The organism is Nonomuraea sp. NPDC049129, from assembly GCF_040648495.1.
In the GTDB taxonomy this organism is placed as follows: Bacteria; Actinomycetota; Actinomycetes; order Streptosporangiales; family Streptosporangiaceae; genus Nonomuraea.
Map to the genome: position 1 here is coordinate 199839 of NZ_JBEZDU010000013.1, position 24772 is coordinate 224610.

General features: G+C 68.7%; 17 protein-coding genes, 4 tRNA genes and 1 riboswitch. Of the genes, 7 read left to right on the forward strand and 14 right to left on the reverse strand.

Features of this window, described 5'->3' with window-relative positions:
- Window positions 1-3: 3 nt before the first annotated feature.
- The 9 genes from AB0B64_RS35575 to AB0B64_RS35615 form a co-directional block, all read right to left on the reverse strand.
- A complete protein-coding gene (locus tag AB0B64_RS35575; RefSeq protein WP_357951340.1) occupies window positions 4-1089 on the reverse strand; it encodes a mechanosensitive ion channel domain-containing protein in 1086 nt (361 codons plus the stop codon).
- 12 nt (window positions 1090-1101) lie between these two features.
- Window positions 1102-2097 carry a ribonucleotide-diphosphate reductase subunit beta gene (locus tag AB0B64_RS35580; RefSeq protein WP_357951338.1) on the reverse strand — a complete coding sequence of 332 codons (996 nt, stop codon included), beginning with the start codon at window positions 2095-2097 and terminating at the stop codon, window positions 1102-1104.
- Between the two features lie 26 nt (window positions 2098-2123).
- Window positions 2124-4331 carry a ribonucleoside-diphosphate reductase subunit alpha gene (locus AB0B64_RS35585; protein ID WP_358182920.1) on the reverse strand — a complete coding sequence of 736 codons (2208 nt, stop codon included), beginning with the start codon at window positions 4329-4331 and terminating at the stop codon, window positions 2124-2126.
- 126 nt (window positions 4332-4457) lie between these two features.
- A riboswitch (cobalamin riboswitch) is annotated at window positions 4458-4652 on the reverse strand.
- Between the two features lie 4 nt (window positions 4653-4656).
- Complete coding sequence (locus tag AB0B64_RS35590; RefSeq protein ID WP_358182923.1) at window positions 4657-5622, reverse strand: tripartite tricarboxylate transporter substrate-binding protein; 966 nt, start codon at window positions 5620-5622, stop codon at window positions 4657-4659.
- A gap of 105 nt (window positions 5623-5727) precedes the next feature.
- Window positions 5728-6531, reverse strand: coding sequence for an SAM-dependent methyltransferase (locus AB0B64_RS35595; protein ID WP_358182926.1), 804 nt, complete (start codon window positions 6529-6531; stop codon window positions 5728-5730).
- A gap of 37 nt (window positions 6532-6568) precedes the next feature.
- Window positions 6569-8389, reverse strand: coding sequence for a glutamine--fructose-6-phosphate transaminase (isomerizing) (glmS, locus tag AB0B64_RS35600; RefSeq protein WP_357951331.1), 1821 nt, complete (start codon window positions 8387-8389; stop codon window positions 6569-6571).
- Window positions 8390-8437: 48 nt separating this feature from the next.
- Complete coding sequence (locus tag AB0B64_RS35605) at window positions 8438-8713, reverse strand: hypothetical protein (protein WP_225289808.1); 276 nt, start codon at window positions 8711-8713, stop codon at window positions 8438-8440.
- 68 nt (window positions 8714-8781) lie between these two features.
- A complete protein-coding gene (locus tag AB0B64_RS35610) occupies window positions 8782-9522 on the reverse strand; it encodes an ABC transporter permease (protein WP_358182931.1) in 741 nt (246 codons plus the stop codon).
- A 161-nt stretch (window positions 9523-9683) separates the two neighbouring features.
- A complete protein-coding gene (locus AB0B64_RS35615; protein WP_358182933.1) occupies window positions 9684-10490 on the reverse strand; it encodes an ABC transporter ATP-binding protein in 807 nt (268 codons plus the stop codon).
- Between the two features lie 57 nt (window positions 10491-10547).
- On the opposite strand from AB0B64_RS35615, the gene AB0B64_RS35620 reads away from it, so the two are divergent.
- The 6 genes from AB0B64_RS35620 (at window position 10548) to AB0B64_RS35645 (ending at window position 14357) form a co-directional block, all read left to right on the forward strand.
- Window positions 10548-11162: a TetR/AcrR family transcriptional regulator gene (locus AB0B64_RS35620; protein ID WP_357951326.1), complete on the forward strand. Its 615-nt coding sequence runs from the start codon at window positions 10548-10550 to the stop codon at window positions 11160-11162.
- A 62-nt stretch (window positions 11163-11224) separates the two neighbouring features.
- Complete coding sequence (locus AB0B64_RS35625) at window positions 11225-13888, forward strand: N-acetylmuramoyl-L-alanine amidase (RefSeq protein ID WP_358182937.1); 2664 nt, start codon at window positions 11225-11227, stop codon at window positions 13886-13888.
- Window positions 13889-13974: 86 nt separating this feature from the next.
- Window positions 13975-14046: transfer RNA gene (locus AB0B64_RS35630), tRNA-Gly, on the forward strand.
- 16 nt (window positions 14047-14062) lie between these two features.
- Window positions 14063-14133, forward strand: a tRNA-Cys gene (locus tag AB0B64_RS35635).
- 55 nt (window positions 14134-14188) lie between these two features.
- A tRNA-Gly gene (locus tag AB0B64_RS35640) sits at window positions 14189-14260 on the forward strand.
- A 22-nt stretch (window positions 14261-14282) separates the two neighbouring features.
- Window positions 14283-14357, forward strand: a tRNA-Val gene (locus tag AB0B64_RS35645).
- Between the two features lie 880 nt (window positions 14358-15237).
- Here AB0B64_RS35645 and AB0B64_RS35650 read toward each other — a convergent pair.
- From AB0B64_RS35650 to AB0B64_RS35665, 4 genes are all read right to left on the reverse strand, one after another.
- Window positions 15238-16110, reverse strand: a complete 873-nt coding sequence (locus tag AB0B64_RS35650) for an LLM class F420-dependent oxidoreductase (protein WP_357951322.1) — start codon at window positions 16108-16110, stop codon at window positions 15238-15240.
- Between the two features lie 100 nt (window positions 16111-16210).
- Window positions 16211-18163, reverse strand: coding sequence for an ABC transporter ATP-binding protein (locus AB0B64_RS35655; RefSeq protein ID WP_357951320.1), 1953 nt, complete (start codon window positions 18161-18163; stop codon window positions 16211-16213).
- A gap of 91 nt (window positions 18164-18254) precedes the next feature.
- Complete coding sequence (locus AB0B64_RS35660; protein ID WP_357951318.1) at window positions 18255-19991, reverse strand: ABC transporter ATP-binding protein; 1737 nt, start codon at window positions 19989-19991, stop codon at window positions 18255-18257.
- Complete coding sequence (locus AB0B64_RS35665) at window positions 19991-20614, reverse strand: helix-turn-helix domain-containing protein (protein WP_357951317.1); 624 nt, start codon at window positions 20612-20614, stop codon at window positions 19991-19993. Before AB0B64_RS35665 ends, AB0B64_RS35660 begins: the two co-directional genes overlap by 1 nt.
- A 302-nt stretch (window positions 20615-20916) precedes the next feature.
- On the opposite strand from AB0B64_RS35665, the gene AB0B64_RS35670 reads away from it, so the two are divergent.
- Window positions 20917-22407, forward strand: coding sequence for a CYTH and CHAD domain-containing protein (locus AB0B64_RS35670; protein WP_357951315.1), 1491 nt, complete (start codon window positions 20917-20919; stop codon window positions 22405-22407).
- Here the strand turns inward: AB0B64_RS35670 and AB0B64_RS35675 are convergent, their stop codons facing one another.
- Window positions 22408-24765 (reverse strand): LuxR C-terminal-related transcriptional regulator, encoded by a 2358-nt coding sequence (locus tag AB0B64_RS35675; RefSeq protein ID WP_357951314.1) that lies wholly within the window; start codon window positions 24763-24765, stop codon window positions 22408-22410.
- Between the last annotated feature and the right edge of the window lie 7 nt (window positions 24766-24772).

A 24772-nucleotide genomic window follows, 5' to 3' on the forward strand; every position in this document is an offset into this window, starting at 1 on the left:
GCCTCAGCCCGGCAGGGAGCTGGTCCACGGCACCCCCGCGCGGGTCTCCGGAGTCTCGATGCGGAAGCGGGGCAGGGACTCGGGGAAGTTCTCCCTGATGTAGGTCACGAGATGTTCGCGTACGTCGCACTTGAGGTCCCAGGCGGAGGGCGAGTCGGCGGCGCTCATCAGGGCCCGCAGCTCGACCAGCCCGTTCGGCAGCACGTCGGTGACCTGGAGCGTCCAGTCCTTCTGATCCCACAGCGGGCTCTCCTGGATGAACCGGTAGAGCTCTTCGCGCAGCTTGCCGATCGGTATCGACCAGTCGACCCGCAGGAACACCACGGCGAGGACCTGGCTGCCGTGCCTGGTCCAGTTCTCGAACGGGTTCTGGGTGAAGTAGGACACGGGCAGGACCAGGCGCCGCTCGTCCCACAGGCGTACCACCACGTAGGTGAGCGTGAGCTCCTCGATCCTGCCCCACTCGTCGTTGACCACGACCACGTCGTCGAGGCGGAGCGCGTCGCTGAAGGCGAGCTGGAGCCCGGCCAGCATGTTGCCGATGGTCGGCTGGGCGGCGATACCGACGATGGCGCCGGCGATGCCCGCCGAGGCGAGCAGCCCGGCGCCCAGCGCTCGGACCTGCGGGAAGGAGAACAGCATGGTGCCGATCGCCAGCACGACGATGGTCACGGCGGCGACGCGGCGGACCAGCCCGATCTGGGTCATGATCCGCCGTGCCCGGCGATTGCGCTCCCCCTTGACGAGGACCAGCCGGTCCAGGACGACGTCGGTGAGGGCATAGCTGGCCTGGACGATCAGCCAGGTGACGCAGGCGATGGTGACCAGGCCGAGCACGCGGTCGATCGTGCCGCCGAGCTCGCGTAGGCGGACGCTCTCGCCGATCATCCCGGGCGAGAACACCAGGTTGGCCGCCACCACGACCCCCACCGAGTACGCCGCCCAGGTGCAGTGCTCCACCAGGTGCCGGGCGAGCGCCCATTTGCGACCCGCCCTGACCAGCAGCCTCCTGACCACCTCCACCACGAGAATGGCGCCCGCCACCGAGATGGCGAGAATGAGCCAGTCAGTCGGCGACTGCACGTTCATGCCCCCTATGTCTTAAAAGATCTCGTCAAATGTCACATTGCCCTCAACAGCCACTTGGTATGCGGAGACACGCCGTTCAAAGAAGTTGGCCAGCTCCTGGACGTCCTGCAGCTCCATGAACCCGAACGGATTGGCCGTGCCGTATCTCTGCGGCAGCCCGAGCCGAGCCAGCCGCTGGTCGGCGACATATTGAAGGTAGTCGCGCATCTGCTCGACGCTCATGCCGGGCATGCCGTCGCCGCACAGATCGCGGGCGAAGGCCAACTCGGCGGCGACGGCCTCCTCGATCATGCGGGTGACCTGCTCCCCCAGCTTGTCGTCGAACAGCTCGGGCTCCTCGGCCCGCACGGTGTCGACGACGCTGAAGGCGAACTCCATGTGCATGGACTCGTCACGGAACACCCAGTTGGTGCCGGTGGCCAGCCCGCCGAGCAGGCCCCGAGACCGGAACCAGTATACGTAGGCGAACGCTCCGTAGAAGAAGAGCCCTTCGATGCAGGCGGCGAAGCAGATCAGGTTGAGCAGGAACTGCCGCCGCTCGTCCGCGCTCTCCAGCCGCCGCAGGCCGTTGATCGAGTCGATCCACCGGAAGCAGAACTCCGCCTTGTCCCTGATGGACGGAATGTGCTCGACGGCGGCGAACGCCTTGACCCGTTCCTCCAGGTCAGGCAGGTACGTGTCGAGCAGCGTCAGGTAGAACTGCACGTGTACGGCCTCCTCGAACAGCTGCCTGCTGAGGTACAGGCGCGCTTCGGGGGCGTTGACGTGCTGATAGAGGTTGAGCACGAGGTTGTTGGCCACGATGGAGTCGCCGGTGGCGAAGAAGGCGACCAGCCGGTTGATCAGGTGGCGCTCCTGCGGCGTCATCCTGGCCAGGTCGGCGAGGTCGGAGTGCAGCTCCACCTCTTCGACGGTCCAGGTGTTGCGGATCGCGGCGCGATAGCGCTCGTAGAAGTCCGGGTAACGCATGGGGCGCAGGGTCAGGTCCATGCCGGGGTCGAGCAGCATTGGGGGTCTCCGTTCGAGGGGGTCTACTACTGGCAGGCTTCGCAGGTTTCCGGGTTCTCCAAGGAGCAGGCGACGGCGTCGAGCGCGATCGTCGTCTGCGCGATCGTCGTCTGGGCGATCCGGGTGGCCGGGCGTGAGCGCAGGTAGTAGGTGGTCTTCAGGCCCTGCTTCCAGGCATAGGCGTACATCGACGACAGCTTGCCGATCGTCGGGCTGGCCATGAACAGGTTGAGCGACTGCGACTGGTCGATGTACGGCTGACGGGCCGCGGCCAGGTCGATGAGCGCCTTCTGCGGCAGCTCCCAGGCCGTCCGGTACAAGGTCTTGAGGTCATCGGGGATGCCCGCGATGTCCTGGACCGAGCCGTCCGCCCGCTTGAGGTCGTCGCGCATCCGCTGCGTCCACAGCCCGCGAGCCTGGAGGTCGGCCACCAGGTAGCGGTTGACCTGGAGGAACTCCCCCGACAGCGTCTCGCGCTTGAACACGTTGGACACCTGCGGCTCGATGCACTCGTAGCACCCGGCGATGGAGGCGATGGTCGCGGTCGGGGCGATGGCGACCATCAGCGAGTTACGCAGCCCGGTCGCGGCGATCTTCGCGCGCACCTCGTCCCAGCGCGGCGACGCGGCGGCGCCGTAGTGGTCGGGGTGCAAGACGCCGCCCGCCGCCCTGGTCTCCTCGTACGACGGATGCCGGCCGCGCTCGACGGCCAGATCGGCGGAGGTGTCGTAGGCGGCCAGGGCGATCTCCTCGGCGACGCGGGTCGACAGCCCCAGCGCCTCGGGCGAGTCGAACGGCAGCCGGAGCGTGAAGAAGACGTCGGCCAGGCCCATCACGCCGAGCCCGATCGGCCGCCAGCGCTTGTTGGCCGCCTCGGCCTCGGCGGTCGGGTAGAAGCCCAGGTCGATGGTCCGGTCCAGGAAGCGCACCGCCGTACGGACGGTCGCGCGCAGCCGGGCCCAGTCGACGCCCTCGCCGGTCAGGTGGGCGGCGAGGTTGATCGAGCCGAGGTTGCACACCGCCGTCTCGCCGTCGCTGGTGACCTCGAGGATCTCGGTGCACAGGTTGGACAGGTGGATGACGTTCTCGGGCCGGGCCGTCTGGTTGGAGGTGCGGTTGGCGGCGTCCTTGAACGTCATCCAGCCGTTGCCGGTCTGGGCGAGGGTGCGCATCATCCGGCCGTAGAGGGTCCGGGCGGGCAGCTGCCGGGTGTAGCGGCCGTCGGCCTCGTAGGCGCGGTAGGCGCGGGTGAACGCCTCGCCGTACAGGTCGGTGAGGTCGGGGACCTGCTTGGGGTCGAACAGCGACCAGACCTCGTCGGCCTCCACCCGCCGCATGAACTCGTCCGGCACCCAGTTGGCCAGGTTGAGGTTGTGCGTACGCCGGGCGTCCTCGCCCGTGTTGTCGCGCAGCTCCAGGAACTCCTCGACGTCGGCGTGCCAGGTCTCCAGGTAGACACAGGCCGCGCCCTTGCGGCGCCCGCCCTGGTTGACGGCGGCGACGGAGGAGTCGAGCGTGCGCAGCCAGGGCACGATGCCGTTGGAGTGCCCGTTGGTGCCCTTGATGAGGGATCCGCGCGAGCGCACCCGGGTCCACGCGATGCCGATGCCCCCGGCGTACTTCGACAGCCTGGCCACCTGCCCGTAGCGGTCGTAGATCGACTCCAGCTCGTCGCGCGGCGAGTCGAGCAGGAAGCACGACGACAGCTGCGGCCGGCGCGAACCGGAGTTGAACAGCGTCGGCGAGCTCGGCAGGTACGACAGCGTGGACATGAGGCCGTACAGCTCGGCGGCCTCGGCGACCGTCTCCGACAGCCCGCAGGCCACGCGGAGCAGGAAGTGCTGCGGCCGTTCGAGCACGGTCCGCGACTCCGGGTGCCGCAGCAGGTAGCGGTCGTAGACCGTACGCAACCCGAAATACTCGAAGCGGTCGTCCGCCTCGCCGGAGACGAGCGCGTCGAGCTCGGCGGCGTGCGCGCCGACGAAGGCGGCGAGCGAGTCCTGGATCAGCCCGGCGGCGTGGCTGGCGGCGATGGACTCGGAGAAGGTCCGCACGCCGTGCCCGGCCGCCTCGTCGGCGATCTCCTCGGCCAGGAGCCGGGCGGCGATCCGGGAGTTGGCCGGATCGGTGATCACTCGTGCGGCGGCCTCCTCGATCGCCAGCCGCCGGTCGACGGTGGCCGGCTGGTGATCGGCCGTGGCCGGCTGGTGATCGGCCTCAATGATCTGCGTCACGTGCTCTCTCCTCGCGAGCTCATCCCCGTGAGGGCGCGTGAGAGCACGGCGGCCCTGGACTCCACGGCCGCCGACGCCCCCGGCCCTCCCTCGAGGCCATGGACACTTCGATGGGCGGAGCCGGCTGGCTCCCCCAACGTCGCCGGCAGGTCTTCGGGCTCGCGGGCATGGTCGATCATTCCTACTGGCCGTCGCTTCCCGGAGATCTCCAGTGCTCGTGACGGCGGTCGTTCCCGCTCACCGCTGCGGGGCAGCCCCGGAATCGCACCGGGTTCCCTTTTGCTCCGCCCCGAGGGGCGAACCAGCGACGATCAGAATCCTACATCTAGTGGCCCTTGGCGCAACTACCCCAGCATGTTGTGTCAGCGGTGTCGAGCATGCCCAGATCGCGGAGCACGGCCCTGGTCCTGCCGATCTCCGAGGCCAGCCACTGTTCGAAGTCGTCGCCGCTGAGCGGGATCGAGGTCCATCCCTCCGCCCGGCAGGCCGCCCGCCACGAGTCGGACCCCGTGACCTCGTCGCAGAGCCGGATGGCGACGGCCTTGCCGTCATCGGTCATGCCTTCGGGCCCCACGGCCGCGCACCAGTCGGCGAAGTCCACCCGCACCCCGCACTCCAGCAGGCTCGGCGCCTCGATGCCGTCCACCCGGCGCGCGCTGGAGACGGCGAGCACCCTGACCAGGCCCTTGCCGATGGCGCGGCGCCAGTCCGCGAGCGTGCCGGTCGCCGCCGCGGCCTTGCCGCCGAGGAGCGCGGCCGAGGCCTCCTCGCTGCCGGGAAAACCGGTGTAGTCGACCTGCCGGGTGTCGGCGCCGAGGCCCTTGGCGATCAGCCCGAACAGCAGGTGGTCGGGCTCGCCCTGCGGGCCGCCCGTCAGGGGCGTGCGGTCGGGGTGGGCGACCAGTTGCGCGCCGAACTGGTCGAAGGTGGCGAACTTGGAGTGTGCGGGCACCACCACCACCTCGATCTGGCCGGTGAGCCGGGCCAGCGGCGTGGCGGTGTCGAGCAACGACAGCCCGTTGTTGAGCTCGGTCGCGGCCAGCGCGGGCAGCCCGGTGACGGTGATCCGGGTGACGGGCGGCGTGCCGGAGACCGGGAAACCGGCGTCGCGGGCGGTTTTGACGAGCGTCTTGGCGACGCGGGCCCAGCGTCCGGCGCCGGGGACGATCGCGAACCGGCCCGAGAGGCCGGCCGCGTTGACGGCGCGTCCGCCGAGGCTCCCCTCCGTGCCACATCCTGTCGCGCAGGCCGCCACCGCCAGGCCGAGCGCGAAGAACCCCCGTCGGCGCATGGCGTCCTCCCCTCGCACCCCATAACTACCCCAGGTCACTGACACTTAACGCACTGTTACACATCAGGGTTGTCATTATCAGGGATCACGAAAAGTCGGGAAGAACTATGATGTTTTCTCGCCCACACCGACGAGCAGGTACGACGGCAGCGAGGGCTCGCTGACCAGCCTGGGCCGGTCGGGACGCCAGTCGGGGGCGTGCACCAGGCCCGGCTCGACCAGCTCGAAGTCCCCGAAGAACGCCCGAATCTCCCTCGGAGTCCGGTCGGTACCCGCCCCGGCCGAGGTGGGCCGGTGGAGCGGCGTGGCGCCCTCCTCGAACCGTCCCCGCGAGGTCGCGTGGGTGAGCACCAGGTAGCTGCCGGGCGCCACCGCCTCGCGCAGCCTGGTCACCATCTTGCCCGGGTCACGGGCGTCCGGGATGAAGTGCAGGATCGAGACCAGCAGCACGCCCACCGGCTCGTTCAGGTCCAGGAAGCGGGACGCCTGCGCCAGCACCTCGTCGGGGTCGAGCAGATCGGCCTGGACGAAGACGGCCCGGCCCGCCTCCTCCAGCAGCGCCCTGGCGTGGGTGGCGACGACCGGGTCGCGATCGACGTAGACGACTTTCGCCTCCGGCGCCACCTCGTGCACGTTGCCCTGGGTCGGCAGCCCGCTGCCCAGATCGAGGAACTGGCGGACGCCCGCGTCCGCCAGGTGGCGGACCGCGCGCTGGAGGAAGGCCCGGTTGGCACGCGCCAGCAGGACGGCTTGCGGGAGCAGCTCCGCAAGCCGGTCGATCGCCTCGCGGTCGACGGCGTAGTTGTCTGTGCCGCCGAGCATGTAATCGTACATTCGTGCGAGATTTGGCGGTTGACCATGAAACTCGGGCACAGTTTCGATCTTAAGTCCTGCCGGTCCGCTTATCACGGGCTATGTGCCTATTGTGGCCGCCGTGTCGTAGCAGTTACTCGACTGTGACGCTCTTAGCCAAATTGCGCGGCTTATCCACATCGCGTTCGAGCGCCACGGCGGCGTGGTACGCCAGCAGCTGCAGCGGGATCGTGAGCAGGATCGGGTCCAGCTCGATCTCGTTCTTCGGCACCACGATGACGTCGTCGGCCAGCTTGGCGTCGGGTTCGCGGTGGCCCACCATGAGCACCTTGCCGCCGCGGGCGCGGATCTCGCCGAGGGTGGTGAGGTTCTTGTCGAGCAGTTCGTCGTCGGGGACGATCGCCACCGTCGGCATCTCGGGGCCGATGAGGGCGAGCGGCCCGTGCTTGAGCTCGCTGGCCGGATAGGCCTCGGCGTGGACGTACGAGATCTCCTTGAGCTTCTGCGCGCCTTCGCGGGCCACGGGATAACCGCGGACCCGGCCGACGAACATCATGCTCGGATAGTTCGCGTACTTCTTCGCCAGCTCGGCGATCTTGTCGCCCTGCGCCAGGATCTCCTCGATCTGGCCGGGCAGCCTGCGCAGGCCCTCGCAGACGCGGCGGCCATCGGCGGGCGAGAGGTCGTGCACCCGGCCGAAGTGCAGCGCGAGCAGCGCGAACGCCAGCGACGTCGAGGTGAACGCCTTGGTCGAGGCGACCGAGACCTCGGGCCCGGCGTGCAGGTAGATACCGCCGTCGACCTCGCGGGCGATGGCGCTGCCGACCGCGTTGACGATGCCGATGACCCGGCCGCCCTTGCGCTTGAGCTCCTGTACGGCCGCGAGCGTGTCGTAGGTCTCGCCCGACTGGCTGATCGCGACGTAGAGCGTGTCGGGGTCGACGACCGGGTTGCGGTAGCGGAACTCACTGGCCGGCTCGGCGTCGGCCGGGATGCGGGCCAGCTCCTCGATCAGCTGCGCGCCGATCTGGCCGGAGTAGTAGGCCGAGCCGCAGCCGATGATCTTCACCCGGCGGAAGGAGCGGGTCTCGCGGGCGTCCATGTTCAGGCCGCCTAGGTGCGCGATGTGGAAGCGCTCGTCGAGGCGGCCGCTCATGGTGCGCGAGACCGTGTCGGGCTGCTCGGAGATCTCCTTGAGCAGGTAGTGCTCGTAGCCGCCGGTGTCGTAGTGCCCGGCGTCCCAGTCGACGGTCAGCGGCTCCTTGGCGGTCTCGCGCGCGTCGCTGGCGAAGGTGTGGAACCCGTCGGCCTTGAGCACGGCCAGCTCGCCGTCCTCCAGGTGCACGACCTGGCGGGTGTAGCGGACGAGCGCGGCCACGTCGGAGGCGGCGAACATCTCCTTCTCACCGATGCCGAGCACGATCGGGCTGCCGTTGCGGGCCACGACCACCTCGCCGGGCCGCTCACTGTCGACGACCGCGATGCCGTACGTGCCGACGATGCTCTTGAGCGCCTTGCGTACGGCCTCCTCCAGCGTGTCGGTCTCCTCGACCGTACGGGCGATCAGGTGCGCGAGCACCTCGGTGTCGGTCTCGGAGACGAACTCCGCCCCGTCGGCGGTCAGCTTGGCGCGCAGTTCGTCGGCGTTCTCGATGATGCCGTTGTGCACGACCGCGATCCGCTCGTCGGACGACAGGTGCGGGTGCGCGTTGACGTCGCTGGGCACGCCGTGCGTGGCCCACCGCGTGTGACCGATGCCGAGGGCGCCCTTGAACCTGGGGGGTACGACCTTCGCCAGGTCGGCGACCCGGCCTTTGACCTTGCGTACCTTGAGCCCCTTGTTGGACACGACGACACCGGCCGAGTCATAGCCTCGGTACTCCAGCCTTTGGAGCCCCTCCAGCAGGATGGGCGCCGCATCCTTCGACCCGACATAGGCCACGATTCCGCACATACGACGCTCTCCTCTGCTTTTGGGGCTTTTTCTATCTTTTGTCCGCTTTTATCCGTACACGATCCTGCGCAGTTGCCGGAGCGACAGCTCCGGCGGCGCCACCCGGCGCCCGCGCAGTTCCGCGGCGACCCTGGGGAAGATCTCGTCGTTGGTCAGACCGCGAGACTTCAGCTCCCCGTGACGCCGCCGTACGAACTCCTCGACCGGCTCGGAGAAGTACGACAGCACGTCGGCCACCACGCGCGCCGCCTCACCGGGACCGAGACCACTGGTCCTGACGAGGTGGGCGACGAGGTCTTCGTAGGGATGCCGTGCCAGGGACACAGACGAGGACACTACGCAGCTGGGATGCGACACGCTAATATTCTGCCCGAAATCGGGCAGGATATTAGCTAAAGCACGGCCGACCGACCCCATCCCTTACTGAGACGACGGCAGGCGAAGGCTCCGGCCGCCGCGCCGAGGGCGATGAGGACGGCCGCGGGGCCCACCGTGGCGGCCACGTCGCCGCGCACGGCGGCCTGCAGCATGGTCGTCGCCCAGTAGCCCGGGGAGGCGGGCGCGATGGCCTGCGCCCATGACGGCATCAGCGCGTACGGCACCAACGCCCCGCCCAGCGCGCTGACCGACAGGGCGCCGATGTTGCAGAGCGTGCTGAGCTCGCCATGGCTGCGCACCACCGCGGCGAGCGCCGTACCCACGCCGAGGAGAGCGAAGCACCACGCGGCGACGGCCAGCCCGAGCGGCCAGAGCGGCCCTGTGGGCCGCATGCCCACCGCGAGGACCCCATAGACCAGCAGGACGACCTGCTGGACGGCCAGGATGGCGAAGACCGGCAGGGTCTTGCCGATGATCAGCTCAGGCATGCGCGCCCGAGTCGCCCTGATCCGATCCCAGGTGTGCCAGACACGCTCGGTCAGCACGGCGGTCGCCACGTCGGCCATCGACAGCACCGAGAACATCACCAGCAGCCCGGTCACCACCTGTGCCGGCTGGCCGAGCATGGACTTGAAGACCAGCATGAGCACCATCGGCATCACCAGGTAGCTGACCAGGTGGGCGGGGTCGCGCCTGCGCAGCAGCGCGTTGTGCCCGACCAGCACCGCGATGCGATGGAGCGAGTCACGCGACATGGGCCGACTCCGTTCTTTCCTCTCCCCCGAAGGGGGTCCTCCCCCAGGGACCTCAACCACGACGGACCGTCACAAGGATCAACACGGTCGTGTGACCAAACACCCTGGAAACCATCACGGTCCCCGCATCAGCACATGCCGGACAGCTCCTGGCAGGCGCATCACGCGACATGGGACAGCTCCTTGTAGAGGTCGTCGAGCGACGGCTGGCGGATGTCGATGCCGCGTACCGGCCGGTCGAGGCCGCGCAGCAGCTCGGCGAGCGTGGCCGTCGGGTCGGCCGTGGTGACGGCCAGCTCCTCGTCGTCGTCGAGAACCACCCGCACCTCACCCGGCAGGCCCTTGAGCAGCTCCTCGCCGGTGCCTCTGGCGATCACCCTGCCGCTCTTCGCGACCGCGATCGTGGCGGCCAACTCGGTCAGTTCGGGCAGGTAGTGGGTGGCGTACACGACCGTGGCGCCGTTCTCGGCCCGGCGGCGGACGGCCGCGAGAAGGGCGGCTCGCGTCTCGGGGTCGGCGCCCACAGTCGGCTCGTCGAGCAGCAGGACGGCGGGGTCGGCGACCAGCGCGGTGGCGGCCTGGGTACGGCGCTGCTGACCGCCGGACAGGACGCTCACCCGCCGGTCCAGCTCGTTCGTCAGCAGCATCTCCTCGGCGATCCGGTCGATGGCCTGCTTGAGCGCCTGGCGGCGCAGCCCCGCGAGGCCGCCGAAGAAACGCAGAGTCTCGCGGACGGTGACACTCGGGTAGAGCGCGAGCTGCTGTGGCGCGACACCCACTTGGCCGTCGATCACCACATTTCCCGACTCGGGAGTGATGAGGCCCGAGGCGATCTCGAAGAAGGTCGTCTTGCCGGCGCCGTTGTGCCCGACCAGCCCCGCGATCTCTCCCGGCGCCACCTCCAGGCAGAAGCCGTCCAGCGCGGCCACCCCATTGAAGCTCTTGACCAGTCCCGTCGCCTTGAGCATGTCTCCCGCTCCTCCCCGGTCTACCTTGTAGACTGCTCTACACCGTAGACTGAGGCGGTGCGGAAACTCAAGACCGAGCGGCAACCGGAGATCCTCGACGCCGCCCTCGCCATCGCCGACGAACGCGGACTCGACGCCCTGACCATGCGAGCGGTCGCCGAACGCATCGGCCTGACGCCCATGGCCCTTTACGGATATTTCCGCAACAAGGATGAACTGCTGGACGGGCTCGTCGGACGCCTGCTCACGACCCTCCCGGAGGGTCTGCCCGGCGAGTCGTGGGACCAGCGGCTGAGCGCGTTCGCCTGGGCCACCAGGAGGCTGGCCCGGGAGCATCCCAGCGTCTTCCCGCTGCTGTTCGCCCGGCCCTCGGTCACGCCCGACGCGGTGCGGGTGGTGGACTGGATCTACCAGGCACTGATCGACGCGGGGGTGCCCGACGCAGAGGTGCCGCGGATCGAGCGCATGGTCAGCACGTTCGTGCTCGGCTTCGCGACGTCCGAGGCGAACGGGCGCTTCTCGGCGGCCAGTCACGACGTCCGGTCGCGCCGAGCCAGGGGCGACTTCCCTGCCCATCAGCGACTGATGCCCTACCTCGACGCGCCGGCCGACCTGGACGCGGAATTCGCCGCCGACCTCGCAGACCTCGTCCGCGTCATCCGCCCCGCCTGACCCATCTCTTTCGGCGACATGGTTACGCTCGGTGTTTTCACCGTCGCTTTCTGTTTCGCCGTGTGGGGGTCCTCTTGTTGCTGTGGGTCGTCGTCGGTCTCACCGCGTCCACCGTCGCCATGCCCGGATTGCCCGAACTACCGGACCTGCCGAACATGGGCGGCGTGGGGCATCGGGCTGACGTGAGCCGCCAGGGCGACTTCGCGGCGGCGGCGCGGGAGTTCGGGGTGCCGGAGAGCGTGCTGCTGGGTGTGTCGTACCTGGAGTCCAGGTGGAACGCGAACAGCGGAGCACCCAGCGTGGCCGGCGGTTACGGCCCCATGCACCTCGTGGACGCACCGGCCGAGCCTGAAACCAGCCAACTCGTGGACGCGCCGGGCGTTGTTGGAGGTACCCGCCTCGTGAACGCGCTGGCCAAGCCTGGAGGCAGGCACCTTGCGGACGCGCCGGGCGTACCTGGAAGCGTGCATGACGGGGTGTCCGCGCGAGAGGCGACGCTGCAACTCGCGGAGCGCCTCACCGGGCTGGCGCCCGCGCGGCTACGCGCCGATCCCGCCGCCAATATCCGCGGCGGTGCCGCCCTGCTCGCGTCCTACCAGCGACGCCCCAGCGCGAACCCCGCCGACTGGTACGACGCAGTAGCCCGCTACTCGGGCGCGCACGACCCGAACTCGGCTCGCGCCTTCGCCGACGAGGTGTTCGCGGTGATCCGCGCCGGAGCCACCCGCCGCACAGACGACGGGCAGCCGGTACGGCTGGCAGCCATCCCCACCCTCCGCCCACCGGCCCATCTACGCCCACCCGGCCGCCTCACCTCAACTGCTCGCCTCCACCCACCAGCCCGCCTCCACCCAGCAACTCGCCCTCGCCCGGAAGCCCGGCTCACCCCACCGGCGCACCTCCACCCAACAGGCCGACTCATCCCAGCCGCCCCCCTTCGCCCGGCGGCCCGCCTCAGCACTCCATCGGGCCTCACCCCATTTGGCCCCGGCGCAACCCATGTGGCAGCAGCACATGTCGCGGGCGGACACCCCTCAACCTCACGAAAGTCCGCTGGAGGCTCCTCGGCGCCATCCAAGATCGCCGACGTCCACTACCCGCCCCCACTCCCGATCCCGGCCCCGGCTGCGACCCTGACCCCGGCCATGACCGACGTGGCACAACCCCAGCCCAACGTGGCACAACCTGTGGCCGACCAGGCACAACCTGTGCCCCCAGAAGACCAACCGCCGGCACCCGGAACCGGCACGAGCCATCCGACACTCCCAGCCCCGCACACAAGCAAGAACACAAACACGGCGAACGTCGAATGCCCCGCCTCGCTGGCCTGCGAGTGGATGCCCGCCGCCTACAAACGCACCGGCAAGGGCGACTACGGCAACCACGACACCCTGAACGGGCCGAGACGCATCGACTACATCGTGATCCACGACACCGAGGGCACCTACGGAGGCGTCCCGTCGATGGTGAACGACCCGGAATACGTGAGCTGGCACTACACGATCCGCTCCAGCGACGGACATGTCGCCCAGCACGTACGTACAAAGGACATCGCCTGGCATGCGGGCAACTGGGATATCAACTCCCGCTCCATCGGCATCGAACACGAGGGCTACCTGGCCAGCGGCGGCACCTGGTACACGGAGGCGATGTACCGTTCATCAGCCAAATTGGTGAAATATCTGGCCGCCAAACACCACATCCCCCTCGACCGCGCCCACATCCTCGGCCACGACAACGTCCCGGGCCCGAGCCCCGAAACGCTCCCGTCCATGCACGAGGACCCGGGACCGTACTGGGACTGGGCACACTATTTCGACCTGATGGGCAGCCCACTCAAAAAGGCCAAGAAGGGCACATCGATCATCATCCGCCCCGCCTACGAAACCAACCAACCGCATTTCACCGGCTGCACCGCCAAGCCCACCAACTCCACCGGAACCACCGAGGACACCGAGGACACCGAGCCGGCAGAGCCCGCCACTCCCACCAAGTCTGTCAACCCCACCGAACCTGCTGCCAAGTCCGCCAAGCCCGCTAAATCCGCCAAAACCGCCAAAGCCACCGGCCCCTGTCCCCCGCACGGCGCCTCAGCGGTCTTTCTGCGAACAGAACCGCGCGAGGACGCCCCCCTCGTGGACGACATCGGCAAACGCGTCGGCAAGCCCAGCACGTACAGCGTCTACGACCACAGCGCCCGCGCCTCGACCGGCCAGCGATACGCGGTGGCGGCCCGGAAGGGCGACTGGACGGCCATCTGGTATCTGGGCAGCAAGGCGTGGTTCTACAACCCCGCCACCGCCCCCACCGCCATCCCGGCGCGAGGCCCGCTCGTCACCCCCCGGAGAAAACACATCAAGGTGTACGGCCGCGCATACCCCGAAAAGTCCGCCTACCGCGGCGCCGTCGCTTACCAGCTCTCAACCCCGCTCGGCTACGTCATGCAGCCCGGCCAGTACTACTCGCTCGGCCTCACGCTGCCCGGCTCCTACCACGCGACGAACTCCTTCAACCCGGCCGACCACGTCACCGTCACGGGCAAGGACCGCTACCACCAGATCCAGTTCGGCCACCGCGTCATGTTCGTCATGGCCAAGGACGTCCGCGTGACCCACCGAACCCCACCCATCCACGTGAACCACCGACCCCCACCCGCCCGCGTGACCCACCGACTCCCACCCACCCATGCAACTCCCCGAAACCCCACACGCCACGTGACCCGCTGAATCTCACCCGCACACCCGCTCACCGCACACGGGCACTCCCCGAAGGCGATATGGTTTTCCCGTGGCCGGTACGAAGCCGGAAACACGCGGAAGTGGCTCAGTGGTAGAGCATCACCTTGCCAAGGTGAGGGTCGCGGGTTCGAATCCCGTCTTCCGCTCGGAGTTCAATCTCCTGGTGGAGTGGCCGAGAGGCGAGGCAGCGGCCTGCAAAGCCGTCTACACGGGTTCAAATCCCGTCTCCACCTCGGTCGGCTGGACAGCGGACCCTCCCGGGTCCGCTAAAGTTAAGTGTGGCGACACGCGGAAGTGGCTCAGTGGTAGAGCATCACCTTGCCAAGGTGAGGGTCGCGGGTTCGAATCCCGTCTTCCGCTCGGAGTTCAAGTAACTCGATAAGGACGATTAGCTCAGCGGGAGAGCGCTTCCCTGACACGGAAGAGGTCACTGGTTCAATCCCAGTATCGTCCACCACGTATCTGGTCGAACAGGAGTTACAGCCCCAGCTCACGGCGCATGCCGAGAGTCTGGGGCTTCTTGTCGTTCCAGGTTGATCACGGTCGCTGTCAGCACCGGTGCTGACGTTGCGCTGACCTCACTGCCCGACACCTGGACTCACCCTCACCACATCTAGCTAGATCCGTCCGAGAAGTCCCAGCTTGCCGCCACCGGCCGAGCTTCATCAGCTACGATCTCTGCGAAGGTAGCAGCGGCTCGGTGAGCGGTTACCACCGAGTTACCTTCGCCAATGCCCCAGGAAGAACCTCCTGAGGCCGCCGCTTGAGTTGGGCTGATCGCCCAAGGTGGTCTCACATGTAGATGGTGTGGCCTAGGCCAGTAGCGCGACACAACAACACATCGCATTGATCAAAGAGCCGTCCTCAAGCAGGCTCGATGAAGTCATGTCGAGGTGGGGTTTTGCCAGCGCTATGGGTGGCTGTGGTAGTTGCTATCACCGGTTCCGTCTCCGCTGTGTGCGGCCTCTTGGCATACAAAGCACGTCTCAAGTTCCTTGAGAAGGTCCTCAAAGATCGACCTGACCTCCTGAAGACCCTGCCATCGCTCGTGGCCCCTCCTCGTCCCGCCCGAGTGATCTCCATTCACCTCGGTAAGAGGACCAAGGACGAGTCCGTGCCCTAGCCCTCGATCACGTACTGGAGTTGCTGACGGCTCACGGCATTCACGCACGATCCGTGGAGCGCTTCGACATCACCGCCAAAACGGGCCACTGATGCCGTACGAGCGGAACGTCATCTAGAGGTTCGACGACCACGACCTCCGCCATGCCCTCTCCCGCGAGTTGCTGGTACCGGCTGAGGGATGTCCAACCGACGCCCCTGACCTCTGACCCGAGCTAATCGGCCTTCCGGACCTCGAGTGCGTCGGCGGCCGTCTCCAGTGCGGCGAGGTGCTCGTCGACCGAGCGGAGTCCCGCCCGCATGGTGTTGATGGCGACGTGCGTGGCTCCGGACTCCTGCCACTGCCGGGCCGCCTCGCGTAGCTCCTCGGCGTCGCCCGTCCAGCTGACCCGGCCTTCCATGCCGAGCGTGGCGGGGTCGCGGCCCGCCTGTGTGGCGGCCTCCGCGACCATGGCCTTGGCCTCGTCGAGCTTCGGCCCCGGGGACATCTGCGGGAACCACCCGTCGGCCAGGCGTCCGGCGCGGCGGTACGCCGGGGGTGACTGCGCGCCGAACCAGACGGGGATCGGCCGCTGCACGGGCAGGGGCGCCAGCCCCGCGCCGGTCACCCGGTCGAAGGTGCCCTCGAACGTGAGCGACGGCTCGGTCCACAACCGGCGCAGCAACGCGACCTGCTCGTCGATGCGCTTGCCTCGGGTGCTGAAGTCCTGGCCGAGGGCTTCGTACTCCACCTGGTTCCAGCCCAGTCCCACGCCCAGCCGGAACCGGCCGGCGGTGAGCAGGTCGACCTCCGCGGCCTGCTTGGCCACCAGGGCCGTCTGCCGCTGGGGCAGGATGATGATGCCCGTGACGAGCTCCAGCGAGGTCAGCGCGGCGAGGTAGCCGAACAGGACCATCGGCTCGTGGAAGGTGGTCCGCACGTCGTAGGGGCCGTCCCAGCCCTGGTGGACCGCCGGATCGGCGCCTACGACGTGGTCATAGGCCAGCACATGCCGGAACCCGAGTTCCTCGACCCGCTGTCCGTAGGCCCGTACGGCGCCCACGTCGGCACCGAGCTCGGTCTGAGGAAAGACGACACCGATCCGCATGCGTGGCTCCCGTCAAGATCCGGCGACTCCTGACCATCATCGTGTACCGGTGTCGATCATCCAAATACGACACAGGAGTCGCCGGTCCCCAAAAGGATGGCTAGTCCACCTCCGCGACCGCCCGGCCGAACTGGGCCGAGTACAGGCGGGCGTAGGCGCCGTCCGCGGCCAACAGCGACTCGTGCGTGCCCTGTTCGACGATCCGCCCGTTCTCCATGACCAGGATCAGGCTGGCGTCGCGGATCGTGGACAGCCGGTGCGCGATCACGAAGCTGGTACGCCCCTCGCGCAGCGAGCTCATCGCCCGCTGGATGAGCACCTCGGTCCGGGTGTCGACCGAGCTGGTGGCCTCGTCCAGGATCAGGATCGCCGGCTCGGACAGGAACGCGCGGGCGATCGTGATCAGCTGCGTCTCGCCCGCGCTGACCGTCGCGCCCTCCTCGTCGATCACCGTGTCGTAGCCGTCGGGCAGCGTGTGCGCGATGCGGTCGACGTGGGCGGCCTCCGCGGCGGCCTCGATCTGTTCGCGCGTGGCGCCCTCCGCCCCATAGCCGATGTTCTCCGCGATCGTGCCGCCGAACAGCCAGGTGTCCTGCAGCACCATGCCCATGTTGGCGCGCAGCTCTTCCCTGGACATCTCCGCGATGTCGACGCCGTCGAGCGTGATACGACCGCCGGTCACCTCGTAGAAGCGCATGATGAGGTTGACCAGCGTCGTCTTGCCCGCTCCCGTGGGGCCGACGATGGCCACGGTCTGGCCGGGTTCGACGGTAAGCGACAGGTTCTCGATCAGCGGCCGGTCCGGATCGTAGCGGAAGGACACGTTCTCGAACGCCACGCGCCCTCTGACCTGCTCGGGGCGCGCGGGCTTGGCGGGCTCCGCGGACTGCTCCGGGGCCTCCAGCAGCTCGAAGACCCGTTCGGCCGAGGCGACACCCGATTGCACCAGGGTCGCCATGCCGGCCACCTGGGTCAGCGGCTGGCTGAACTGCCTGGAGTATTGGATGAAGGCCTGCACGTTGCCCAGCGAGATCGAACCCGAGGCCACGTTGAACCCGCCCACCACGGCGACCAGCACGTAGTTGAGGTTGCCGATGAACATCATCGCCGGCTGGATGAGCCCGGAGATGAACTGGGCCCGGAAGCTGGAGTTGAACAGGGCCTGGTTGTGCTCGTCGAAGGCCTCGGCGACCTCCTTCTGCCTGCCGAACACCTTGACCAGCGTGTGCCCCCCGAACATCTCCTCGATGTGGCCGTTGAGCTTGCCCGTCGAGGACCACTGCTTGATGAACTGCGGCTGCGACCGCTTTCCGATGACCGTGGTGACGTAGACCGACAGCGGCACCGTGACCAGCGCGATGATCGCCAGGATCGGCGAGATCCAGAACATCATCACCAGCACGCCCACGACCGTCAGCACCGACGAGATGAGCTGGCTCATCGTCTGCTGCAGCGTCTGCGCGATGTTGTCGGTGTCGTTGGTGGCGCGGCTGAGGATCTCGCCGCGCGGCTGGCCGTCGAAGTAGCTCAGCGGCAGCCGCGCCAGCTTGGCCTCGATCCGCTCGCGCAGCCGGGACGCCGCCCGCTGCACGACAATCGTGGTCAGCCGGAACTGTACGATCCCGAGCAGCGCCGCCACCAGGTAGAGCGCCAGCACCCAGCCCAGTACCTGAGCCAGCGCGGTGAAGTCGATGCCCTGGCCGGGCACCACGCTCATCGCCGACACCATGTCGGCGAACGTGCCCTGCCCCCTGGCGCGCAGCCCCGCCACGGCCTGCTCTTTGGTGATCCCGGCGGGCAACTGGGCGCCGATGATGCCCGAGAAGATCAGGTCCGTGGCTTGGCCGAGGATCTTGGGACCCGTCACGGTCAGCGCGACGCTGGCCGTACCTAAAGCCAGGATGACCGCCAGCATCGCGCGCTCGGGATGCAGCAGCCGCAGCAGGCGGCGGAACGAACCGCCGAAGTCGTGCGCCTTCTCGGCCGGCCCGGACATCATCCGGCCCGGCCCGAAAGCGGGCGCGGGGCGGCGCGCGGGCGTCGGGGTGGTCATGAACCTTCCTTCCTTGATCGCATAACGCTTGATCGCATAACGCTCGGTCGCATGATCAAGGTGCTGTGCAGGTCGATGAGTTCGGGTTCGGTCATGCCGCGGCCTCCTGTTCGGTGAGCTGAGACAGCACGATCTCCCGATAGGTCGGGCAGGTCTCCATGAGCTCGGCGTGGTCGCCGCTGCCGACCACGCGGCCGTCGTCGAGCACGAGGATGCGGTCGGCGTCGCGGATCGTGTTGACCCGCTGGGCCACGATGACGATCGTGGCGTCGGTGATCTCCTCGGCCAGCGCGGCGCGCAGCCGGGCGTCGGTGGCGTAGTCGAGGGCGGAGAAGGAGTCGTCGAACAGGTAGATCTCGGGCCGGTGCACCAGCGTCCTGGCGATGGCCAGGCGTTGGCGCTGGCCGCCGGAGACGTTCGTGCCGCCCTGGGCGATCGGCTCGTCCAGGCCCTCGGGCATCGCCTCGACGAACTCGCGGGCCTGCGCCACGTCGAGGGCCCGCCACAGCTCCTCATCGGTCGCGTCCGGCCTGCCGTAGCGCAGGTTGGAGGCGATCGTGCCGGAGAAGAGGTACGGCGACTGCGGGACCAGGCCGACCGCCCGGGAGAGCACGGCCGGGTCGAGGTCTCGTACGCTGACGCCGTCGACCAGCACCTCGCCGGCGGTCGCGTCGAACAGGCGCGGGATGAGGTTGAGCAGCGTCGTCTTGCCGCTGCCGGTACTGCCGATGATCGCGGTGGTACGGCCCGGCCGCGCCGCGAAGCTCACGTCGCACAACACCGGCTCGTCGGCGCCCGGATAGCGGAAGTCCACCGACCGCAGCTCCAGCTCACCGAGATGGCTCTCCGGGGCGACGGGGGTCGCCGGCGGGTGGACGGTCGGCTCGGTGTCGAGGACCTCCTCGATGCGCTCGGCGCAGACCTCGGCCCGAGGGATCATCATGAACATGAACATCGCCATCATCACCGACATGAGGATCTGCATCAGGTAGGAGATGACCGCGGTCAGCGCGCCCACCTGCATGCTCCCATCGGCGATGCGATGGCCGCCGAACCACACCACGGCGACGCTCGACACGTTCACCACCAGCATGACCGTGGGGAACATCAGCGCCATCAGCCGCCCGACCCGCAGCGACACGTCGGTCAGCTGGTCGTTGGCCACCGCGAAACGCTCACGCTCGTGCCGGTCGCGGACGAAGGCCCTGATGACCCGGATGCCGGCGATCTGCTCGCGCAGCACCTGGTTGATCCGGTCGATGCGCTCCTGCATCGTGCGGAAGAGCGGACGCATGCGCATCACGATCAGGCCCACGATGACGAGCAGCACGGGCAGCACAATGAGCAGCAGCGACGACAGCGCCACGTCGTGGCGCAGCGCCAGCACGATCCCGCCGACGCACATGATCGGCGCGGCCACCATCATCGTGAACGTCATCAGCACGAGCAGCTGGATCTGCTGCACGTCGTTGGTGGTCCGGGTGATCAGGGACGGCGGGCCGAACCGGTTGACCTCCTGGGCGGAGAAGTCCTGGACCCGGTGGAAGATCGCGGCTCGTAAGTCCCGGCCCAGGGCCATCGAGGTCTGGGCGCCGTAGTAGACGGCCACGACCGAGCAGATGATCTGGATGAGCGTCACCCCGAGCATCACCAGCCCGACGCGCGCGATGTATCCGGTGTCACCCTTGACGACGCCGTTGTCGATGATGTCGGCGTTGAGGGTGGGGAGATAGAGCGTGGCCAGTGTCTGCACGAACTGGAAGAGGACGACGAGCGTGATCTCTTTCCCGTACGGCCTGAGCTGTGCCCGCAAGAGACGGAGCAGCATCAAGAAGTGCTTTCTGTCGAAGGAGTGGGGGAAGGCCGCAGGAGCAGCCCGTCGAGCAGAACGGAGACGATCTCCGCGTCGTCCATGTCGCCGAACTCGCCGCCCTGGCCGAAACCGCGATGCACACTCACCGCGATCAACATCAGGAGCAGCTGTGCCGTGGCCTCGGGAGAGCGGCGCAGCCGGTCGCGGTCGGGCTCGAGCAGAGCGGCGAGCGCGGCCAGTATCTGACGCCGGCTGTCCATCATCCGCTCGCGGAACTCGACGTCGTCGACCATCAGCTCCTTGGGGCTGGAGATGAGGTTGGCGTTGGCGTTCATTCCCGCCCGCAGCATCGTGACCGCCTCGCGCAGCCGCGCGCGCAGCTCGGTCGTCGTGCCGATGCCGGTCAGCGCGGCCACCGCCGATTTCGGGTCGAACGCGCTCATCAGCGCCGCCCGCACCAGCGAGGCCTTGTCGGGGAAGACCCCGAAGATCGTCCCCTCGGCCACGCCGGCGGCCTCGGCGATCTGGCGAGTGCTCACCGCGGTGCCGTACTCGCGCAGCAGGGGCAGCGTGGCGGCGATGAGTGTGGCCCGACGCTCTTCTGGCGCCATGGCCGGCACCCTGCGCCTCTTCGTCATGCGGACGATCCTAATGAGCGAGTACTCACTCGTTCAAATGGTTTTCCGCCAAACCCTTGGCGCGGCGTCACGCTTCCGTCTCGGCCCGAGTGACGGTCCGTGGTGGCTGGGGTCCTTCTGGAGGGACCCCCTGCGGGGGAGAGAAGAAAACGGTCCGTCGCGGCTGGGCCCGATGGCGGGATCCTCCTCCCGGGAGCGGAAGAAGACGGTCCGTCGTGGATGAGGCCCCAGGAAGGGGCTTTTTGCACGTTTTGTGGAACTTGCTCGGGTAGTGGGGTGTTTCGGAGACTTGAGGAAACATTGTGGAGATCGAACGTAAGTACGATGTCAACGGCCCCGTCGAGATCGCGATCGAGGACTTCGCCGGCCCGGACGGCAAGGTCACGGTGGACGAGCCGGAGACGTGGCGGCTGGTGGCCGACTACGTCGACACCCCCGCTCTGACGCTCGCCGCCCACGGCATCACCCTGCGCCGCCGCCGGGGCGGCCAGGACGCCGGGTGGCATCTCAAGTTGCCGGTGGCCAAGGGGGCCAAGCGGGAGGTGCACGCGCCGCTGGGCGCCGGTGTGCATCAGGTGCCCGCCCGGCTGACCGACCTCGTCGCCGCCCATCTCCGCGGGCGCGACCTCGTGCCGGTCGCCACCCTCCGGACCACCCGCACGACGCGCAAGCTGCGCGACCAAGAGGGCCGGGTGCTGGCCGAGGTCAGCGACGACGTGGTGGAGGGCCGTCGTCAAAACGCCGACCGGCCGCCCGTCTCGTGGCGCGAGATCGAGGTCGAGCTGGTCGACGGCCGCATGGACGTACTCGATGCCGTCGAGAGCAGGCTGCGTGACGCCGGGCTGGCGCCGTCGCCGTCCGGCTCCAAGCTGGCGCGCGTGCTGGGCGCCGACCTGCCCCCGGAAAGCGGCCGCAATGACGGGCGGAGCGCCAGGGCGGTGCTGATCGCGTACGTGCGGCGCCAACGCGGGCAACTGCTCGCCAACGACCCGCTGGTACGCCTGGCCGACCACGACGACGACTCGGTGCACGACATGCGCGTGGCCCTGCGGCGCATCCGCAGCCTCCTGCGCACCCACGCGCGGCTGCTGGACGGCGACCGGATCGGCCCGCTCGACGCGGAGCTGAAGTGGCTGGCCGCCGAACTGGGCACGGTGCGCGATCTTGAAGTGCTCACCGGCCGATTCGCCCGCCGCCTCGCCGACCAGCCCGCCGCCGGTCCCCGGGAGGCGGAATGGCCTGCCGTGCTGGCCGAGCGCGAGCACAAGGCCAGACGGGCACTCAAGAAGACGCTGCGGACACCGCGTTACTTCGCCCTCCTGGCCGCCGTCGACGATCTCATCGCCGACCCGCCCTTCCACGGCAAGGCGAACCACCGGCCCTCGGCCCTGGTGGCCAGGAGCTGGCGCAAGGTCCTGGCCAAATACGCCAAGGCCGAGCAGCTGCCCCCGGGCGAGGAGCGCGACCAGGCCCTGCACGCCACCCGCAAGGCGGCCAAACGCGCCCGCTACACCGCCGAAGCCGCCGCCGACGTGCTCGGCAAGCCCGCCGCGAAGCTCGCCAAGCACGGCGAACGACTGCAGGACGCCTTCGGCCGCCGCCAGGACGCGCTGGTCGCCCAGCAACAGCTCACCCAGCTCGCCACCAGGGCGAACCTGTCGGCGGCCGACGCCTTCACCCTCGGCCTGCTGCTCGCCGAGGAACGTCACGAGGCCGCCGAGGCGTACCGCGCCCTCGCGCCGATCTGGAAGAAGGCCGCCAAACCCAAGCTTCTGCGCGCCCTCGCGAAATGATCAGTCACGCGTATCGGGAGGCTCCCCGTCCGCGGCTCGGGCCCGCTCACCGACCCACACGGCGATCTGGGCGCGTGAGTTGAAGCCGAGCTTGTTCAGGATGTGCTCGATATGCCCCTCGGCGGTGCGCGGGGCGATCACCAGCGCGGCGGCGATCTGCTTGTTGGTCATCCCCTGGGCGACCAGCTGGGCGATCTCCGTCTCACGGCGGGTGAGCCGCGCCGGCTCAGCCTTCGCCGCCTTCTCACTCTGAGGCGGCTCCTCCTGGAGCGCGTAGCCGAGCGCCTCGTCGTAGGAGAGCCGGGCACCCCGCTTGAACTCGGTGTCGAAGGTCGCGTCCCCCAAGGCGGCGCGCGTGCGACTCTCGCATTCGTCGTGGTAGCGGACCAGGTGCCCGAATCCGGACAATGCCGCGCCGATCGAGCTCCAGACCGTCTCCAGGATGCCCAGCAGCCGGGCGGCCCGCTCGTAGTGCTGCTCCGTCTCGGCGATCCAGGCCAGCACCTCGAGGTTGACCCCGACGCCCAGCGGATCGTCCAGCGAGCGGTTGAAGACCAGGCTCTCCTTCTCGAGTTCGGTCGCGCGGCGGAGGTCTCCCTGCCGCCACACCTCCACGCCGAGCGCCATCATCGTGTACGCCTTGTGCCACCCCTCCCCATAGGCGTCGCACACGGCCAGGCAGTCGTCGCCCAGGGCGATGGCCTGCGAGGAGTCACCCAGGTAGGAGTGCGCGAGGGACAGCCGGATGAGGGCCAGGGCCAGGCCCACGGGGTTCTCGGTGTTCCGGTGGTGTGCCACGGCCTCCTCGTACAGCCCGATGGCCATTTCGGTGTCGCCGCGGTACATGGCGATCATGCCGGAGTAGAGCGCGACGTACCCGCGGACCAGCTCATCACCCAGCCGCTCCCCCAGGACCCGGCTCTCCTCCAGCATGGCCGCGGCGGCGGTGATGTCGGCCTGGATGATGGCCAGCCAGCTGTTGGCCCACAGCGCCCTGGCGCGTACCTCACTCGGCTCGGTGTCCAGGGCCAGCCCTCGGTCCAGCCAGCGCCGGCCCTCGCCGAGGTAGTAACTGGTGATCCAGTGGTAGAGCAGGTCGGCGGCCATGCCCAGGCCGGCCCTGATCTCCGCCGGGTCGCCGTAGAAGCTGTCGATGGCGGTGCGCAGGTTGGCGTGTTCGAGCTGCAGCCGGTCGAACCAGGCCACCTGCGAGGGGCCGAACAACTGCGCGTGGGCCCGCGCCGCCAGTGCCCGGTAGTAGGCGCGGTGTCGCCGTTGCAGCGCGGGCTCCTGGCCCGAGGCGGTGAGCCGTTCGCGGCCGTACTGACGGATGGTCTCGAGGAGCCGGTATCTCACCCCCCGGCCATGCTCCTCCCGGAGGAAGACGGACTTGTCGACCAGGCCCATCACCAGGTCGATGACCTCCTCGCGGCTGATGCCGTCGCCGGAGCAGACCGCCTCCGCCGCCTCCAGGTCCAGCGTGCCGGCGAACACCGACGCGCGCTCCCACATCAGTTGTTCCTGCTCCGAGCAGAGGCCGTAGCTCCAGTCGATCATCGCGCGCAGCGTCTGATGGCGCGGCAGCGTCGCCCGCGAGCCCGCGGTGAGCAGCCGGAACCGGTCGTCCAGCCGGTCGTGGAGCTGCTGGAGCGACAGCGCCCGCAGCCGCACGGCCGCCAACTCGATGGCGAGCGGCAGCCCGTCCAGCCGGCGGCAGATCCGCAGCACGAGGTCCCGGTTCTCCTCGGTGACGGCGAACGCCGGCAGGACGGCCCGGGCCCGCTCGGTGAACAGCCGCACCCCGTCACACTGCATGAGCGCCTCGGCGGACATGCCCGGGCGGTCGGAGTCCGGCAGCGGAAGCGTCGGCACGGGCAGCATCTGCTCGCCGCTGATGCCCAGCGTCTGCCTGCTGGTGGCCAGGATCCGCAGCTCAGGCGCGGCCCGCAGGAGCATGTCGGCCACCACGGCGCACTCGTTGACCAGGTGCTCGCAGTTGTCCAGGATCATCAGCGTCTGCTTGTCGCGCAGGTGGCCGACGAGCACCTGCAGAGGCGGGCAGACGGTGTGGTCGCGAATCTCCAGGGCTTCGGCCACGACCTGGGCCAGCAGTTCCGGATCCTCCAGGGAGGCGAGCTCGACCAGCCACACCCCGTCGCGGAACGCCCGCCGCACCTCGAGCCCCACGCGCAGGGCCAGCCGGGTCTTGCCCACCCCGCCCACGCCGATCAAGGTCACCGCCCGGGATGCGGACAGCAGCGTTTTGACCTCGGCCACCTCGTGCCGACGGCCCACGAAACTAGTCACCTCGGCCGGCAGCCACCCACTCCGCTGCCGCCGGGACTCCCCTGTTGCCATGACGCGC